The sequence below is a fragment of the Pseudomonas sp. BNK-15 genome (assembly GCF_047456105.1).
In the GTDB taxonomy this organism is placed as follows: Bacteria; Pseudomonadota; Gammaproteobacteria; order Pseudomonadales; family Pseudomonadaceae; genus Aquipseudomonas; species Aquipseudomonas putida_E.
On sequence record NZ_CP179898.1, the window covers coordinates 56,578 to 73,806 of the forward strand.

Here is a 17,229-nt window from a genome sequence, read left to right on the forward strand (position 1 = left end):
ACGCTGGCCCGGTTCAACGCAAATCCTGACTCACTCGCTCTACAGCGTTCACCACACCCGTCGCGCCCTGCAAGATCACGCCAATCGCCTCACCTGCCTGCGAAGCAAGCTGCAGGCTCTGCGTGGCGTGATCCCGGCTGGTTTCTATCTCGCCAACGGCCTGGCTGGCGAGCGTCTGGTTATGCGCCACCACCGAGACGATCTCATCGGTAGCCGTGCTGGTGCGCGCCGCCAGCTTTCGCACTTCGTCGGCAACCACGGCAAACCCCCTGCCCTGCTCGCCGGCGCGGGCCGCTTCGATGGCTGCATTGAGCGCGAGCAGGTTGGTCTGCGCAGCGATGCCGCCGATGGTCTGGACGATCGAACTGATCAACACCGATTGCTCGCCCAGTGCAGTGATCGTCGTGCCGGCCGATTGCAGTTGCCGGGTCATGCCCTGCATGGTCTGCTCCACTTGCTGCACCACCGCCGCGCCCTCAGACGCTCCGCCAACGGTATTGCGGGACACCTCAAGCGCCATCTGCGCGGCCTGTTTGATGGCCTCTTCGCGCTGGACCTGTGCGGTAACCACCGAGGCGAACTTGACCACCCGCACCAATTTTCCCTGCGCATCATTCACCGGGTTGTAACTCGCTTCCAGCCACACTTCGTTCCCGTGCCGGTCCAGGCGGCGGAAACGGCCGGTGACGTAGCGGCCGGTATTGAGCGTTCGCCAGAATTCTGCATATGCCGGGCTGGCGGTATCTTCTGCGCAGCAAAACATCCTGTGATGCTTACCCACCACTTCATCGAGACGGTATCCCATGCCCGCCAGGAAGGTGTCATTGGCGGCCAGCACATTGCCTGCCAGATCGAACTGGATGACCGCGCTGGAGCGCAACAACGCGTCGAGCAGCGCCTGGTTCTCCCGAGCCAGCCCGACCTCTTTGGACACGTCGCGCCCGTATGCGCGCACCTCGCATACCCGCCCTTGTGCATCCAGCCGCGGATACCAGCCCAGGCGCCACCATGCCGACTTGCCATTGACCGTGTTCAGGTTCATGTCATCGTGCAGCGGCACACCATTGGCAAGCGCGCTGGCCAGCCCGCGCAAGGCCTCAGCGGGAAGCCACTGCCTCAGGTAAGTGCCGGTCAAGGCATCCACAGTGACGCCGAACGCAGCAGCACTGGAAATGTTGCAGTCGACGATCCGCCAATCGGCGTCGAGCCGCAGAAAAAAACCCGCCTGCTCTATCTGCTCCAGGCATTGCCGAAGGCTTTCCAGTTCGCGTTCACGCTCGGCGAGCGTGGTTTTCAATTGCCGGTTGAACATGCTGGCACCTGCTGAGAATAGCGACGAATAAGTCAAATCTGCGACCAGCGGAGCCGGTTGTTGCAGTACCACGTCTGGAAGGCGGCCAGCGGCATGGGCCTTGCCAGGTAATAGCCCTGCGCCTGGGTACAACCCCAGGCCTTGGCACAGGTGAGCTGTTCAGCGGTTTCGATGCCTTCGGCCACAACCTGGTAACCGAGCTGGTTAGCCAACCCCACCAGCGACTGCACCAATAGGAGGTCCTTGGCACTGTGCGTGGCTTTCTGGATCAACGAGCGGTCCAGTTTCACTAGGGTGGCAGGAATGCGGCTGAGGTAAGCCCAGTTGCTATAACCGGTACCAAAGTCATCGATGGCGATGTCGATCCCGGCCTGACGTGCACGCAGCAATTGCCGCCGTACTTCTTCGGGATGCTCGATAAGCACGCTTTCGGTGAACTCCAGTTGCAGGCGCCACGGCGCGATGGCCCTGTGCTGGAGCTCGGCAAGCAAGGTGTCCATGAATGCCGCGCTCTCCAGGTCGCGCGCGGTGACATTCATGCTGATGCGCAAGTCTGGCGCCTGAGCGTGTTGCAGGATGTTCAACACCGCGCGCATCACCCACAGACTGATCGACGCTATCAGCGCGGTTTTCTCGGCCAGGGCGATGAACTCGGCAGGGGAAATATCCCCCAATTGCGGATGACGCCAGCGCAACAGCGCTTCAGCGCTGTTGCAGGTATGGCCTTGCAGTTCGACTCGCGGCTGCAGGTGCAGGCTGAGCTCGTCATCGCTCTGCAGCGCCGCCCCCAGTGAGGTCAACAGGGAGAATGCCCTGCGCTGCGCGGCGTCCACCTCCGGCTGATAGTGCGCGCAGCGGCTAGGGTTGCCACGGGCTGCGTCAGCGGCGCCGACCGCACGGCGCAACCAGTCAAGGCTGCCATCGTCGTCGCAGCGGGTGACCGGCGAAATACCGACCGCGGCGTCCAGGAGCACGGGAATCTGATGACACTGCACAGGGTCGCTCAGCACACCGATTACCCGCGCGCACATTGCCAGAGGGTGCTGATGCACGATAACGGCAAACCGGGTGGGGCTGATCTTGTACAACGCAAGGTCCGGGTCAAGCTGGCTGACGATCAGGTCTTTCACCTGAAGGGTCAGGTCGTGGGCGAAGTTGTAGCCCAACACCTTGATCATGTGCGTAAGCACCTGCGCCGGCATGATGTCGAACACCACCACGGTCAGGGCATCATGGCGTTCAAGGCGCGTCTGCACGTCGCATTCAAGTTTTACCCGATTGAACAGCCCGGTCGGCTGGTCGTAGAAATTTCGCCGGCGTATACCGGCAATGATCTGCACTGCCATGTCTGCGAACGCCTGCAACATCCCGCGCTGAGCATCATCCATGGCCTCACGCGGGGCCGTATCGATAATGCAGAAACTGCCAATCGCGACCTGTTTGTCCACCAGCAGCGGAGCGCCGCAATAGTAGCGAATGCCGGGTGCACCGGTGACCAGCGGGTTTTCGGCAAAGCGCGGGTCCAGCGTCGCATCCAGTACTTCCAGCGGCTGCGCCTGAAGAATGGTATGGGCACAGAACGCCACATCCCGCGGCGTGCTGTCGGCCTCCAATGCGGTCTTGGCCATGAACCACTGCTGGCACTCGCTGACGATCGAGATCAGGCACATCGGCGCATTGAAGTAGCGGCCGGCCCATTCGACCAGTGTGCGCAGCTCGGTGCTGCAGTCCTGATGCGCAACACACCACTCAGCGACCGCAGCCAAGCGCTGCTCTTCATTGGACGGCATAGGGGCGACATTCATGTTCATTTCACCTGCCCCTATCGGAATGGCAACAAGGTTATGGCTATGGGCCATTACTGAGACTTCATCACTCCTTTGAACGTTCCGCGCTCCTGCGAGGAAATCAACAGTACCGACAAAACCTGTACAAATCCAGAGCGTTGTACAATTTTTTATTCTTAGCAAAGACTTATTCGCCGTGAATACGGCAAATTCCCGGCTGTATACCTGTACAAAATAAAATTGGCGTACAAAGAAAAGACCGGCGTTGCCCTAAGGCAACGCCTGACACGGAAGCGTAAATGGGGGCGATGTTGCTGAGTGAAAACGCTCAGTTGGCTGATGGCTGCGACCATTCAGAGGAGAGGGCGCAAGGGAGGGCGTCTCATGGTGCGCAACAACGAAGGTGCAGCTTGACCGGCAATGGCCCTAGCAGGAAGGCGCAACCAGCCTGTACCCCACCCCGGCCTCGGTAATGATGAACCGCGGTGCGGTTGGATCATCCCCCAGCTTCTGCCGCAAGTGCCCCACTACAATCCGCAGATAATGGGTGTTCTCCACGTGCGTCGGGCCCCAGATATCCTTGAGCAACTGCTGCTGGGTAATCACCCGCCCCGGGTGCCCGGCAAGTTGCGCCAGCAACGCATATTCCTTGCGGGTCAGCGCCACCTCAGCGCCCTCAAGCGTCACCTTGCGAAACGCGAAGTCCACGGTCAAAGGCCCGAAACTCGCCGTCACCTCGCTCCCACCCGCTTGCGGTACCTGGCGCAACAGCGCGCGCACCCTGGCCAGAAACTCCTGGATGCCGAACGGCTTGGTCACATAGTCATTGGCCCCGCTATCCAGCGCATCGACCTTCTGCACTTCACTGGCGCGCACCGACAGCACCATTACCGGCACTGCACTCCACTCGCGTAACTCGCGCAGCACCTGCTGCCCGTCCATGTCAGGCAAGCCGAGGTCAAGCACCACCAGGTCAGGCTTGGCCAAGGCAGCCTGAGCCAGCCCTTCGCTACCGGTGGCCGCCTCGATCACCTTGTAGCCCTGAGAGGCCAAGCTGATGCGCAGGAACTTGCGGATCTGCGGTTCATCGTCGATGACCAGGAGGGTGGCGGACTGGCTCATGGGGTTTCGCTTTCGGCTTCGGGTTGTGGGGGCAGCGGCAAGCATAAAGTGATGCAGGTGCCATGGCCATCGATGCCTTCGCTGACCAGGATCTGCCCACCATGGGCGCCGATCATGCCCTGGCAGATCGCCAGGCCCAGGCCGGTGCCCTGCCCGCCTCGGTCGCCGCGGGCCGCGGTGTAGAACATGTCGAAGATTTTCTCGCGTTCAGGCACGGGGATGCCAGGCCCTTGGTCGCTGACCGCGAACCGCAATTGCTCGTCGTGCACCGACACCTGCAGTTCGAGGCGGCCCTGGGCGGGCGAAAAGCGCGCTGCGTTTTCCAGCACGTTGATCAGCGCCTGCTCGATCAGCGCGGCGTGCACGAACAGCAACGGCAACTCGGCGGGCACCTCGGTGTGCACCCGCAGGGGCGCGAGCACCACGCGTAGGCGGTTCAGGGCACTGCCGACGATATCGGCCGGAGCGACCCAGTCGCGGGCCAGCTTGAGGCCGCCGTGGCCCAGACGGGTCATGTCGAGCAGGTTCTGGATATAGCGGTCAAGGCGTTCGGCTTCGTTGCGGGTACCCTCCAACAGTTCGCGGCGGTCTTCGGTGGGGATGGCTTTGCCCAGCGCCAGCAGGCTGTCGATACTGCCACGCATGGCGGTCAGCGGAGTACGCAAGTCGTGGGAGACAGAGGCCAGCAACGCGCTGCGCAACTGCTCGGTCTCGCCGTGCAGACGGGCGGCTTCCAGTTGTTCGGCCAGGCGAGCCCGGGCGAGGGCCTGGGCCAGCGGTTGACCAAGCGCCATGAGCAGCCGGCGCCGCTGGGCACTGAGAGGTTCGCCGGACTGGGGGCGGACACCGAGCATGGCCAAGGGATGATCGTCGACGGTCAACGGCCACCACCACCATCGGCCATCAGGCAGGGTGTCGCTGCCATGGCCGGCGGCCTGCCCATGTTGCCAGGCCCATTCGGCGGCGGCGCGTTCGTTGTCGCTCAGGGCCTGGGCCTGGCCGCTGGCCACGTGCAACTGCCCTTCGGGATTGCGTTCGAGCAGGCACACGTGCACGTCCTGCCAGCCATTGAGGTGCTGGCCGGCGGCGTTGAATACGGCTTGCCGGTCGGTGGCGACCGTAAGCCGTCGCGACAGGTCAAGCAGCTGGTTGGTCTGCGCCTGGGTTTCGCGAAGGGCCTGCAACTGCCGGCGCTGACGCGCAGCGAGGTTGCCGGTAAGCGCAGCCATGAACAGGAAGAACACCAGCGTCAGCACGTCTTCTTCGCGCTGGATGCTGAAGGAAAAATTCGGCGGGATGAACAGGAAGTCGTAGGTCAGGAATGACAAGGCAGCACAGGCCAAGGCCGGGCCCAGGCTGCTGCGCACCGCAACCAGAAGTACGGCGGCAAGGAACACCAGCGAAATATTGGGCAGCGCCAACACGCTCGACACCACCCAGGACAACCCCGTCGCCAGCACGGTCGCGGCCAGTGCCAACAGATAGTGGCGCCATACCCACACCCGCCGCGCGGCCGAACTTGTCGGTGCCGGCTGGGCATCGCGGTCAAGCACGTTGATCTCAAGCCCGTGGCTTTCGCGCAGCAACCGCGCAGCCACGCCTGCGCCGAACAGTCGACGACGCAGGCGGTCCCGCGACTGACCTACCAGCACCAGGCTGGCTCGGCGCTCGCCGGCATGCTGGATCAGCGTGCGTGCCACCTCGCCTGCGCGCAGCAGCACCACTTCCCCGCCCAGGCGCTCAGCCAGTTGTTGAGCCGCCTGCAAACGCTGCCGTGCGGTTTCGTCGCGCAGCCGCCCGTTGTCCACATGCACCAGGCTCCAGGGCAAATGCCGACGCTGCGCAACCCGGCTGGCATGGCGCACCAGGCGTTCGGCCTGATCGTCACCATCGACACCCACCAGCAGACGCCCGCGCAGGGCCGGCGCCTCTTGCCCACGCTGACGGTAGCCGTGGGCCAGGTCGGCATCGACCTGCGCGGCGGCGGCCTGCATGGCCAGCTCACGCAACGCGGTGAGGTTGGTCTGGGAAAAATAGGCATCGATCGCAGCCCGAGCCTGCTCGGGCACATAGACTTTGCCCTCACGCAGACGTTCGAGCAGCTCGCGTGGCGGCAGGTCGATCAGCACCAGCTCGAAAGACTCCTGCAGCACCCAGTCCGGCAGCGTTTCACGCACGTGCACGCCAGTGATGTCGCGCACCTTGTCGTTGAGGCTTTCCAGGTGCTGGACGTTGACCGTGGTGTACACATCGATCCCGGCGGCCAGCAGTTCCTGAACGTCTTGCCAGCGTTTGGCGTGGCGGCTGCCCGGGGCGTTGCTGTGGGCCAGCTCATCGACCAAGGCCAGGCCGGGGGCGGCCTTCAGCAGGCCGTCAAGGTCCATTTCCTCCAGGGTGACACCCCGGTATTCGCTGCGTAGCAGAGGATACTGGGGGAGGCCTGAGAGGAGTGATTCGGTTTCGGCACGACCGTGGGTTTCGACTACGCCTGCCAGTACCTGCACGCCCTGGCGCTGTTGGGCGTGGGCGGCCTGGAGCATGGCGTAGGTCTTGCCTACGCCAGGGGCTGCACCGAGAAATACCTTGAGCCTGCCACGGCCTTCGCGCGGCAGGTTGGCCAACAGCGCGTCTGCGCGGGCTGCGTCACTCATGCTTCATCCTTCAGTGGTGCCACGATCGGCATTGTCCGGGCCTGCTTCATCGCGCCAATTTGCTCAAGGCCTGGTTAAGTGCCAGAACGTTGACCACAGGCGGCCCGATCAATGGGTGGAGGGTGGCCTCTTCCAGCAGGGCTTGCAAGCGCTCTACCGGTATCTGGCGCGCCGCCGCCACCCGCGGAATCTGGTAGGCCACGGCCTGCGGTGGCAAATGCGGGTCCAGGCCACTGCCCGAGGTGGTCAGCAAGGCTTGGGGCACCGGCCCCTGCCCTGCCTGATACAGCTTCGCGGCATCGCCCGCTACCCGTTCAGCCAGCGCCGGGTTGCTTGGCGACAGGTTGCTGGCACTGCTGGCCACGGTGGCATAAGCCCCCGCCGAAGGCCGCGAATGAAACCAACCATCCCCCTGAAAATCCTGGGCGATCAGTGCCGAGCCGCGCACCTGGCCCTGCTCATCGCGGACCAGGCTGCCATTGGCCTGTTCCGGAAAAACCACTTGGGCAACACCGGTCACCGCCAGCGGATACAGCGCGCCGGTGACCACCGCCAACAACAGGATCAGGCTCAACGCCGGGCGTACATATGTGTTCATGGTGGCCTCCTCAGACCAGGTGCAAAGCGTTGAGCAACAGGTCGATCAGCTTGATCCCGGCAAATGGCACGATGATGCCGCCCAGGCCGTAGATCAGCAGGTTGCGCCGCAGCAGATGGGCAGCACTGGCCGCCTGCACGCGCACGCCACGCAGCGCCAGGGGGATCAGTACGATGATGATCAGCGCGTTGAACACGATGGCCGAGAGGATCGCACTCTGCGGGCTGGCCAGCTGCATCAGGTTGAGCACGCCCAGTTGCGGATAAATGGCGGCGAACAACGCCGGCAGGATGGCAAAGTACTTGGCCACGTCATTGGCGATGGAAAACGTGGTCAGCGCGCCACGGGTCACCAGCAGCTCTTTACCGACCTGGACCACGTCCAGCAGCTTGGTCGGGTCGCTGTCCAGATCGACCATGTTGGCGGCTTCGCGCGCGGCCTGGGTGCCGTCGTTCATGGCCATGCCCACGTCAGCCTGGGCCAGGGCCGGGGCATCGTTGGCACCGTCGCCGCACATGGCCACCAGGCGGCCGTCGTTCTGCTCCTGGCGGATGCGCGCCAGCTTCTTCTCCGGCGTAGCTTCGGCCAGCACGTCATCAACACCGGCCTCGGCGGCGATGGCCGCGGCCGTCAGCGGGTTGTCGCCGGTCACCATCACCGTGCGGATACCCAGCTTGCGCAGCTCGGCGAAGCGTTCGCGGATGCCAGGCTTGACGACATCCTTGAGGTGGATCACACCGAGCAGGCGCTTGTCCACGCACACCAGCAGCGGCGTACCACCACTCTGGGCGATGCGTTCAACTTCGCGGGCCAGCGCCAGGGGCATTTCCAGGCGCTGCATGCCGACGAAGGCGAGGACTGCATCAACGGCGCCCTTGCGGTAGCGATGCTGCTGGAAATCGATGCCCGACAGGCGTGTCTCGGCACTGAAGGCAATGGCGTCGAACTGCCCCACGCCCGGTTCGACGAAGTCATGCAGCTGGCGCAGGTACTCGACGATCGACTTGCCTTCGGCCGTGTCATCGGCCAGCGACGCGAGCAAGGCGCCCTCGCCCAGCTCCTTGGCGGTCACCCCGGTGGCTGCATGCAGGGCGCTGCAACGGCGGTTGCCAAAGGTGATGGTGCCGGTCTTGTCGAGCATCAGCGTGTGCACGTCACCGGCCGCCTCCACGGCACGGCCCGAGCGGGCGATCACGTTAAGGCGCACCAGGCGATCCATGCCAGCGATGCCGATGGCCGAGAGCAGGCCACCAATGGTGGTCGGGATCAGCGTCACCAGCAGTGCAGCCAGGAAAATCAGTGGCAGACTGCCGCCGGCGAAGTGGGCGAATGGCTGCAGCGTGACCACTACGATCAGGAAGATCAACGTCAGGCCGATCAGCAGAATGTCCAGCGCGATTTCGTTGGGTGTCTTCTGTCGCTTGGCGCCTTCGACCAGGGCGATCATGCGGTCCAGGGTCGACTCGCCAGGGTTGCTGGTGATGCGAATGAGCAGCCAGTCGGAAACCAACCGGGTATTGCCAGTGACGGCCGAGCGGTCACCGCCGGATTCGCGAATCACCGGCGCAGACTCACCGGTGATGGCCGCTTCGTTGACCGCAGCGATGCCCTCGAGCACCTCGCCGTCACCCGGGATCATCTCACCGGCCACGACACGGACTACGTCGTCCTTGCGCAACTGCGCAGCGGCAACGGTCTCGAATGTGCCGTCGCGCATGCGTCGCTCTGCGGTCAGCCCTTGGCTGCCGGCCTTGAGGCTGTCGGCGCGGGCCTTGCCGCGGCCTTCTGCCAGGGCTTCGGCAAAGTTGGCGAACAGCACGGTGAACCACAGCCACACCGCGATCTGCACGGCAACGCCGGTGCTCACGTCACTGCCGGGGGCAAAGCACAGCACGGTGGTCAGGACGGCGGTCAGCGCGACCACCAGCATGACCGGCGAGCGCTTGAGCTGACGCGGGTCAAGCTTGACGAATGCTTGCACCAGCGCCGGGCGCCACAGCGCAGTGAAGCGGGTCTGGTCCTTGGCGCTGTGCCGGGCGTTCACTTCAGGAATGGGCATGTTCATGGTCGGTTCCTCAGAAACCCAGGCTCAGGTGTTCAGCGATTGGCCCAAGGGCCAGGGCCGGCAGGAAGGTCAGGCCGCCCACCAGCAGGATGGTCACCAGCAGCAGGCCGGTGAACAGCGGGCCGTGGGTAGGGAAGCTGTTCAGCCCTTGCGGCGCGCTTTTCTTCGCGGCCAGGCTGCCAGCCAAGGCCAGGATCGGCAGGATGTAGCCAAAGCGGCCGATGAGCATGGCCAGGCCGATCATCACGTTGTGGAACACGGTGTTGGCGCCGAACCCGGCGAACGCCGAGCCGTTGTTCGCGGCGCCCGAGGTGTAGGCGTACAGCAACTGGCTGAAACCATGTGCACCCGGATTGCTGACCGCGCCGGCAGGGCCCGGCAGGCTGGCGGCAATGGCACCAAGCACCAGCACGCCAACCGGCATCACCAGCAAGGTTGCCACCAACAGTTGCACTTCCCGGGCCTGCAGTTTCTTGCCGAGGTATTCCGGGGTGCGGCCGATCATCAAACCTGCCAGGAACACCGCGATCAGCACGAACAGCAACATGCCGTAGAGCCCCGCGCCAACGCCGCCGAAAATCACCTCGCCGACCATCATGTTGACCATGGCGACCATGCCGGTAAGCGGGTTGAGGCTGTCGTGCATGGCGTTGACCGACCCGTTGGACGCTGCGGTGGTGGTTACCGTCCACAACACCGAGCCGGTCGTGCCGAAGCGGCTTTCCTTGCCCTCCAGGGGTGCGCTCTGCTGAACCTGCGCGCTGTCCAGCGCCGGGTTGGGCTGGTGCTCCGACCACAGCGCGGTCGCGCCGCCAATCAGGAACAGGCCCAGCATGCAGGCCAGAATCGCGCGGCTTTGGCGCAGGTCCTTGACGTAATGGCCGAAGGTGAAGACCAGGGCGGCCGGGATCAGGATGATCGAAGCCACCTCGAACAGGTTGCTCCAGGCCGTTGGGTTCTCGAACGGGTGTGACGAGTTGACGCCGAAGAAGCCGCCACCGTTGGTCCCCAATTGCTTGATGGCGATCTGGCTGGCGGCAGGGCCGAGCGGAATCGTCTGGTCAGCACCTTGCAGGGTCACCGCGTGGGCGTAGTCGGCGAAGGTCTGCGGCACACCCTGCCAGACCAGCAGCAGCGCGAGCACCAGGCACAACGGCAGCAGGCCGTAAAGGGTGGCACGGGTCATGTCGACCCAGAAGTTGCCAATACTGCTGGTCGAGCGCCGGGAGATGCCGCGGCACAAGGCGACCAGCACGGCCAGCCCGGTAGCGGCGCTTACGAAGTTCTGCACGGTCAGGCCGAGCATCTGGCTCAGGTAACTGACCGAGGCTTCACCGCTGTAAGCCTGCCAGTTGGTGTTGGTGACAAAGCTCACCGCAGTGTTGAAAGCCAGCGACCATTCCTGGCCGGGCAGGTGTTGCGGGTTGAGCGGCAGGTAACCTTGCAGTAAAAGTACGCTGAAGAGCAGCACGAAACCGGCCAGGTTGAACGCCAGCAGCGCCAGGGCGTACTGCTTCCAGTTCTGTTCCTGATCGGCGCGCACGCCGGCCAGCCGATAGCAGCCCCGCTCCACCGGCCCAAGTAGCGGCGTCAGCCAAGTCCGCTGGCCCTCCATGACGTTGAAGTAGAAGCGCCCGAGCCAGGGTGCCGGCAGCAGCACGATGGCGAAAAACGCCAGCAGCAACGCGAAGTCATAACTGTGCATGGCCGCTCCCTAGCTGCGATCGGCGCGCAGCAGCGCCATCAGCAGGTAAACCGCCAACGCCACTGCCAGTAGCAGTGACAGCCCGTCGAGCATGTTCATGTGTGGATCTCCCCTGGTTACGGCTTGGGCCGCTTTGGGGGAATTGTCCAAGGGAGGGGCGTAAAGGGGCGAGATCGAGGGGTGGGGCTGGAAATAAAGAATGCGTAAAGATCAGATTTGTCGTGTTACCTGCACCGGCCCATGCGCAGGGCAAGCCCGCCCGGGCCGACGCAAGGTTAACGTTGTGGCGTTGGCTGCCCGGCGTTGCGGCTCCAGTCCAGCAGCAGGCTATACCCTACCGCCAGCAGGGTTGGCCCGATGAACAGGCCAATGAAGCCAAAGGCAATCAAACCGCCAAACACCCCGAGCAGCACGATCACCAGCGGCAGGTTGCCGCCCCTGCTGATCAGGTAAGGCTTGAGCACGTTGTCCACGCCACTGATGACGAAGGTGCCCCAGATACCCAGGAACACCGCCATGCCGTACTCACCCTGCCATACCAGCCAGGCAGTTGCGGGTATCCACGCCAGTGGCGGCCCCATGGGGATCAGGCTGAGCATGAAGGTGACCAGGCCCAGCACGATGGCCCCCGGCACACCGGCGATCAGGAAGCCGATCAAGGCCAGCAGTGCCTGTGCCGCCGCAGTACCGATCACCCCGTTGACCACCCGTTGCACGGTGCCCGCCACCAGCTCCAGGTAATACTCGGCGCGCTCACCTACAAGGCGGTTCAGCAAACGCAGGACGAACGCCGCCAGGCGCGGGCCGTCACGATAGAAGAAGAACACGAAGACCAGGCTCAGCGTCAGCTCCAGCACACCACTGCCGATCTGCGCACTGCGTGCCAGCAACCAGTTGCCGACCTGGCCCAGGTGAGGCTTGACCGACGCGATCAGCGCGGCGCCCTGCTGGTCGAGAGACTGCCAGCCGCTGACCAGGCGTTCACCGACCAGGGGAATGCCGCCCAGCCACGCGGGGGCATCAGGCAAGCCATCGACCTGCACGTCGCGCACGAAGGCGGTGGCGTCCCGAACATGGTCGGCGAGGTTGAAGCCCAACCACACCAACGGCAAGGCCACGATGAGTATCCAGGCCGAGGTCAGCAGGCCTGCCGCCAGTGTTTCACGCCCACCCAGTGCGCGTGTCAGCAGGCGCATCAGCGGCCAGCTGGCAAACGCCAGGATAGCCCCCCACAACAACGCGGAAATGAAAGGTGCCATCACCCACAACGCAGCGCCGAGCAAGGTCAGCAGGATAATCTGGATCAGCAGGCGATCATTGTTGGCCATGGTGGCGCTCATTCAACGGATCAGTTCCAGGTGCAGGCCATCGGTGGGGGCATTGCCGACTTCGAGCCGGTTGCTGCGTACACCGGCCCTGACCAGCTGCTCGCGCCAGACCTCAGCCTGGGGACCGCTGAGGCTTGCACGCAACGTGCTGTCCAGGTTCAGGCTGCGACCCAACAAGGTCACCCAGGAAGGTTGCGGCACAGCCAGGTCGGGGTAGTCGAGCTTGCCCGTGTCGCGCATTTCGCGCAGCACCGTAGCCGGCGTAGGCATCAGTTCACCCAGCGGGCTGCTGGCGACGAACTCTTCCACGTGCAGGTAGGCGCGGCGGTTGCCGCGGGTAACGCTGTAAAGCGCTACCAGGGTGTCTGCCTCTTTGGCGGAGCGGCGCAGGAGGATGAACGCCTGCTGCTCGTCACCGCCATTGAGCCGCGCGCTGCCGAATACCTCATTGCCCCACAGGCTGGCTTCGCCACAATCGCGGCCCTGACACCAGAACAATGGGTAACCGCCATCGCGCTGCAACGCTTCGCGGGCACTGGTGAAGGCTTCACGAGCCGTACGCTCGGCCGGCAGTTCGTAAGTGATGGAACTTACCTGCCCTCGGCTCTCGACCTTGTCATCCACGCGCAGACGGCCGCTGATCTTGCGTAGCGGGCCCATTGGGTAGACCCGCTCCTGCTCGACTGCCGGGCGTTGTTCGACCACTTTGGCATCCACGGGCACGGGCAGGGCGCCGGCCCACAGCAGCGGGCTTACGAGCGCCAGGCAGGCGCCGGCAGTACGAATCATGACGGGCACGCTCATCGGCGACCCGCGCGGCGGCGAGCGCCGTAATGAAGCTCCAGGATGTCTGGCAGTTGCATGGTTGTCTCCCTGTTCAACCCGCCAAGCCTCGACACTTGTCCGGCTCAAGTCAAGCAAAGCCAAAGAAGCGATTGATACAGTCTGCGACAAGGGCCGCGCCGTGTTCATCGTTCAGGTGCAGATGATGGCCACCGGGCAGCACCTTCTGTTCAAAGGGTAGCTGTTGCAGCAGCTCAGCGTGGCGCGCCAGCATGCCGTCGGCCGCCACCACCAGGCACGCCGGGCAGTTCACCCGGCGCACGTAGGCCATGGCCTGGGCATGGCTCAAGCGCACCGGCGATGGCAACGTCAGGCGGCTGTCACTGCGCCAACTGTAACCGCCAGGCACCGGCATCAGGCCGCGCTGGGCGAGCAACTCGGCAGCGTCCCGGCTGACCGCGACCATGCCCTTCATGCGCGCCTGCACGCCCTCCTCCAGGGTCTTGTAGACCGACTTGCGTTTGCCATCCAGGCGCAACTGGGCTTGCAGCGCCAACCCCAGGCGCTCGCCGGCATCCGCTTCGGCGCCGGTCGGCGGGATGACGCCGTCGATCAGCGCCAGATGGCTGACCCGCTCTGGCAGGGCGGCGGCCAGCTGCACAGAAATGATCGCCCCCAGCGAATGCCCCAACAGGGCAAACCGTTGCCAGCCCAGTTGTTCGGCAACCCGCAGTACATCATGGGCGTAGTCGGCCAGCGCATAGCCGGCGCCTGGCGGGCGGTGTTGCGAGTAACCATGCCCGGCAAGGTCCAGGGCGAGGATGCGCAGGCCTTTCAATTGCGGTGCGAGGCGGGCAAAACTGTTGGCATTGTCCAGCCAGCCATGCAGGGCGATCACCGGCAGGCCGTCTTCGGGGCCGAACAGGTGAGCAGCCAGCTCGATATGACCCAGGCTGAGGCGGACTTCCTCCACGTGGGCACTCATGCCTGGCCCCAGCGGTCGAACAGGCCTTTGATCAGGCTGGCAGTGTCCGTCGGCCGCTCCAGGGGGAACATGTGCCCACCGGGTACGCTGTGGTACTCGCCCTTGGGCATGCCGCGCACAGCCAGCGTGTGGTGGCGACGAATCACGTTGCTGCGCTCACCCCGCACCATCGCCAGTGGCACCTGAAGCTGCCGCGCAGGGGCCGGGCTTGCGTGAGGGATGCTGCGGTAGATGCTGATTTCGGTAGCCGGATCGAAGCGCAGGCGTACCCCCTGCTCCATGTCTTGCAGGCCATGCTCGAGGTAGGCTTCCAGGCAGTCGGGGTCGAAATGCCGGAACAGCTTTTTGCTGGCGAAATAGTCCCGTGCGCTGGCGCGGTCGCTGAACGCCTCGCGCCGGCCCAGCGTGCGGCCTGCAGGGGTGATGCGGTCAATGAAGCCAAAGCGCTTGGCGGTGCGCAGCAACCACTGATCGGCGCGGGTCAGCACCGGTGAGTCAAGCATGACCACACCGCGATAGTAAGCAGGGCACCGCAGGGCTGCATGCAGGTGCAGCACGCCACCCAGCGAGTGGCCGACACCCCACACCGGCTGATCCTGCCTGGCCAGGTGGTGTAAAAGCTCATCCACCAGGCTCTGCCAGTTCTCGTTCACCGGAAAGCGGGGGTCATGGGCATGCTGGGGCAGATGCTGCACCTGGTAATCCGGCGCCAGGGCCGCGAACAGCTTGCCGTAGGTGGCCGACGGAAAGCCGTTGGCATGGGCGAAGAAGATCTGCTGCGACATGGCACCTGGTCCGGTACGAGGATGATGGCCCATTGTCGGCATCCCGCGGGCGCCCGGCAACGTCCGTAAAGGTCATCGGCGAGGGCGATCAGGTCACCAGGCGCTGACGAAGCCGGGCTGCGAGTAATCGGCTGGGGCACGGCAACAGGCGCAAACGCCCGTTGCCGATCAATCAAGGGGCGTGCTGCAGGGCCTGCAGGGTCATCAGCCCCGCCAGCGGCCAGTCGCCTTCAAGCTGCGCCAGGCTGGCGGTGCTCAAAGGCGCAGGCTGTTGCGCGTGGCCATGCTCCAGCATGCCGACCAGCGCACCCACCAACGGCTGGTGGCTGACCAGCAATACGTGCTCAAGCCCCAGGCGTTCGAGTTCAGCGATCACCTCCTGCACGTTGCTGTCGGGCGTCAGCCAGGGCACGGTGCGCACCGGCTCGGCGAAACCGAGGGTGTCATGCACCAGGGCGGCCGTTTGTTGAGCACGCACGTAGGGGCTGGCAATGATGGCCTGCAACGGCTGGCCGAGCAGATGCGCAGCACTGTGCAGCACCTGCTCGCGGCCGTGGGCAGTCAGGCGCCGCTCGGCGTCGGTGTTGGCCCTGGGCTCTGCCTCACCGTGGCGCAATACCCACAGCTTCACAGTTTGGGCTCCTCATCGCGCACCGGGTGGGGTGCAGGGGCAACGGCATGCGGCGCTTCGCCTTCCGGCGCACGCGGTGTGGGCCAGTCTGCGAAAGGCCACGGCTTGCTGTCGGTATGGAAGGTGCCAAAGCGACCGATCTGCGCCAGGTACTGGCTCAGGCTGTCGCCGAAGTTCATCAGGCTGGCGCTCGGTGCGCCGTAGATCAGACGGTAGATGAGCTGCACCAGCACCAGGCCGCCGAGCAGCAGCTCGGCCAGTTGCCACACCACCAGAAACACCAGCATCCACAGCACGCGCAGGATGATCGACTCGCGCTGGGCGCGCTCAGGGGTATCGTTCATGTGTCGCTCCTTGTTCTGTTCAAAGCCGCTAAAGGCTCAGTTGAAACCGCTGATGGAAATGAAGTCGACGTCGGTCTTGGGCTCGGCGCGCATCAGGCGCTCGATCACCTGGTTCAGCGTGCGGCCTTCGAAGAGGATGGCATGCAGCCCTGCTACCAGCGGCATGTAGACCTGGACCTCTTCAGCCTTGGCCTTGAGCACCTTGAGGGTATTGACCCCTTCGGCCACCTCGCCCAGGCGACTGACCGCCTGCTCCAGCGTCAGGCCCTGGCCCAGGGCGTGACCGACCTGGTAGTTGCGGCTCTTGGGCGAAGAACAGGTGACGATCAGGTCGCCGACCCCGGCAAGACCGAGGAAGGTCATGGGGTTGGCACCCTGGCTCACGGCGAAACGGGTCATTTCGGCCAGCGCACGGGTAATCAGCATGCTCTTGGTGTTTTCGCCCATGCCCAACGCCACGGCCATGCCAGCAATGATCGCATAGACGTTCTTCAGAGCCCCACCCAGCTCGACACCGAAGCGGTCGCTGCTGGCGTAGACCCGGAAGGTACTCCCGTGCAATACCGCCTGCACGCGCTGGCAGAGGTCTTCATCTTCACTGGCGACCACGGTAGCGGTGAGCGCATGCTCAGCGATCTCGCGGGCCAGGTTTGGCCCGGACAACACACCGATTCGCGCATCGGGCGCGATCTCTTCGAGGATCTGGCTCATCAGCTTGAAGCTCTGCGCTTCGATGCCTTTGGTCAGGCTGACCAGGCATTTGCCGCGCAGCAACCCGGCATGCGGGGCCAAAACGCTGCGCAAGGCGCTGGAGGGCAGCGCGACGAAGATCAGGTCGCTGTAGTGCAACGTGGCCAGCAGGTCGTTGACCGGCTCGACGCCGTCATGCAGACGGATGCCTTTGAGGTAGCGCGGGTTTTCGCGATTGACGCGCATGGCCTCGGCCTGCTCAGGGTCACGCATCCATTGGCGTACCGGCACGCCGTTCTGCGCCAGCAGGTTCGCCACGGCGGTGCCGAAGCTGCCGCCTCCCAGAACTGCAACAGGTTGCTGTTCAGTCATATTCAATCCGTTAAAGCCATAAGTTAAGTGGCGACCGGGCCATTATACGGCAAGCTGCAAGCTGCAAGCTG

The 17,229-nt window shown here is 64.3% G+C and carries 15 protein-coding genes and 1 pseudogene; all 16 read right to left on the reverse strand.

The genetic code is table 11. From position 1 onward, the window contains the following. Window positions 1–13: 13 nt before the first annotated feature. A complete protein-coding gene (locus tag ACMGF5_RS00260) occupies window positions 14–520 on the reverse strand; it encodes a methyl-accepting chemotaxis protein (protein WP_261981986.1) in 507 nt (168 codons plus the stop codon). Window positions 521–550: 30 nt separating this feature from the next. Further along, a pseudogene (locus ACMGF5_RS00265) lies at window positions 551–1,312 on the reverse strand (PAS domain-containing protein); the annotation flags it as partial. A gap of 32 nt (window positions 1,313–1,344) precedes the next feature. Next, window positions 1,345–3,117, reverse strand: coding sequence for a GGDEF and EAL domain-containing protein (locus tag ACMGF5_RS00270; protein WP_237860533.1), 1,773 nt, complete (start codon window positions 3,115–3,117; stop codon window positions 1,345–1,347). A 408-nt stretch (window positions 3,118–3,525) separates the two neighbouring features. After that, on the reverse strand, window positions 3,526–4,221 hold the full coding sequence (locus ACMGF5_RS00275) for a response regulator (protein WP_115274294.1): 696 nt from the start codon (window positions 4,219–4,221) through the stop codon (window positions 3,526–3,528). Beyond that, on the reverse strand, window positions 4,218–6,872 hold the full coding sequence (locus ACMGF5_RS00280; RefSeq protein ID WP_414157488.1) for a DUF4118 domain-containing protein: 2,655 nt from the start codon (window positions 6,870–6,872) through the stop codon (window positions 4,218–4,220). The genes ACMGF5_RS00275 and ACMGF5_RS00280 overlap by 4 nt, the downstream gene beginning before the upstream one ends. Before the next feature lie 46 nt (window positions 6,873–6,918). Further along, window positions 6,919–7,470, reverse strand: a complete 552-nt coding sequence (gene kdpC, locus ACMGF5_RS00285) for a potassium-transporting ATPase subunit KdpC (RefSeq protein ID WP_046785230.1) — start codon at window positions 7,468–7,470, stop codon at window positions 6,919–6,921. Window positions 7,471–7,480: 10 nt separating this feature from the next. Next, window positions 7,481–9,535, reverse strand: a complete 2,055-nt coding sequence (kdpB, locus tag ACMGF5_RS00290; RefSeq protein WP_119687477.1) for a potassium-transporting ATPase subunit KdpB — start codon at window positions 9,533–9,535, stop codon at window positions 7,481–7,483. A 10-nt stretch (window positions 9,536–9,545) separates the two neighbouring features. After that, window positions 9,546–11,240 carry a potassium-transporting ATPase subunit KdpA gene (gene kdpA / locus ACMGF5_RS00295; RefSeq protein WP_125924919.1) on the reverse strand — a complete coding sequence of 565 codons (1,695 nt, stop codon included), beginning with the start codon at window positions 11,238–11,240 and terminating at the stop codon, window positions 9,546–9,548. Between the two features lie 9 nt (window positions 11,241–11,249). Further along, entirely contained in the window at window positions 11,250–11,339 is a 90-nt protein-coding gene (gene kdpF / locus ACMGF5_RS00300; protein WP_039602773.1) for a K(+)-transporting ATPase subunit F, read from the reverse strand. A gap of 176 nt (window positions 11,340–11,515) precedes the next feature. After that, window positions 11,516–12,568 carry an AI-2E family transporter gene (locus ACMGF5_RS00305; RefSeq protein ID WP_042112064.1) on the reverse strand — a complete coding sequence of 351 codons (1,053 nt, stop codon included), beginning with the start codon at window positions 12,566–12,568 and terminating at the stop codon, window positions 11,516–11,518. Window positions 12,569–12,580: 12 nt separating this feature from the next. Next, window positions 12,581–13,372: a DUF4892 domain-containing protein gene (locus ACMGF5_RS00310; RefSeq protein WP_119687479.1), complete on the reverse strand. Its 792-nt coding sequence runs from the start codon at window positions 13,370–13,372 to the stop codon at window positions 12,581–12,583. A 109-nt stretch (window positions 13,373–13,481) separates the two neighbouring features. Then, window positions 13,482–14,336 (reverse strand): alpha/beta hydrolase, encoded by an 855-nt coding sequence (locus tag ACMGF5_RS00315; RefSeq protein ID WP_115274290.1) that lies wholly within the window; start codon window positions 14,334–14,336, stop codon window positions 13,482–13,484. Next, entirely contained in the window at window positions 14,333–15,121 is a 789-nt protein-coding gene (locus tag ACMGF5_RS00320; protein ID WP_115274289.1) for an alpha/beta fold hydrolase, read from the reverse strand. Before ACMGF5_RS00320 ends, ACMGF5_RS00315 begins: the two co-directional genes overlap by 4 nt. 172 nt (window positions 15,122–15,293) lie before the next feature. After that, window positions 15,294–15,752 carry a phosphohistidine phosphatase SixA gene (gene sixA / locus ACMGF5_RS00325; RefSeq protein WP_046785236.1) on the reverse strand — a complete coding sequence of 153 codons (459 nt, stop codon included), beginning with the start codon at window positions 15,750–15,752 and terminating at the stop codon, window positions 15,294–15,296. Continuing rightward, window positions 15,749–16,096 carry a DUF4389 domain-containing protein gene (locus tag ACMGF5_RS00330; RefSeq protein ID WP_046785237.1) on the reverse strand — a complete coding sequence of 116 codons (348 nt, stop codon included), beginning with the start codon at window positions 16,094–16,096 and terminating at the stop codon, window positions 15,749–15,751. The genes sixA and ACMGF5_RS00330 overlap by 4 nt, the downstream gene beginning before the upstream one ends. A 36-nt stretch (window positions 16,097–16,132) precedes the next feature. Beyond that, a complete protein-coding gene (locus tag ACMGF5_RS00335; protein ID WP_115274288.1) occupies window positions 16,133–17,158 on the reverse strand; it encodes an NAD(P)H-dependent glycerol-3-phosphate dehydrogenase in 1,026 nt (341 codons plus the stop codon). Window positions 17,159–17,229: the final 71 nt, after the last annotated feature.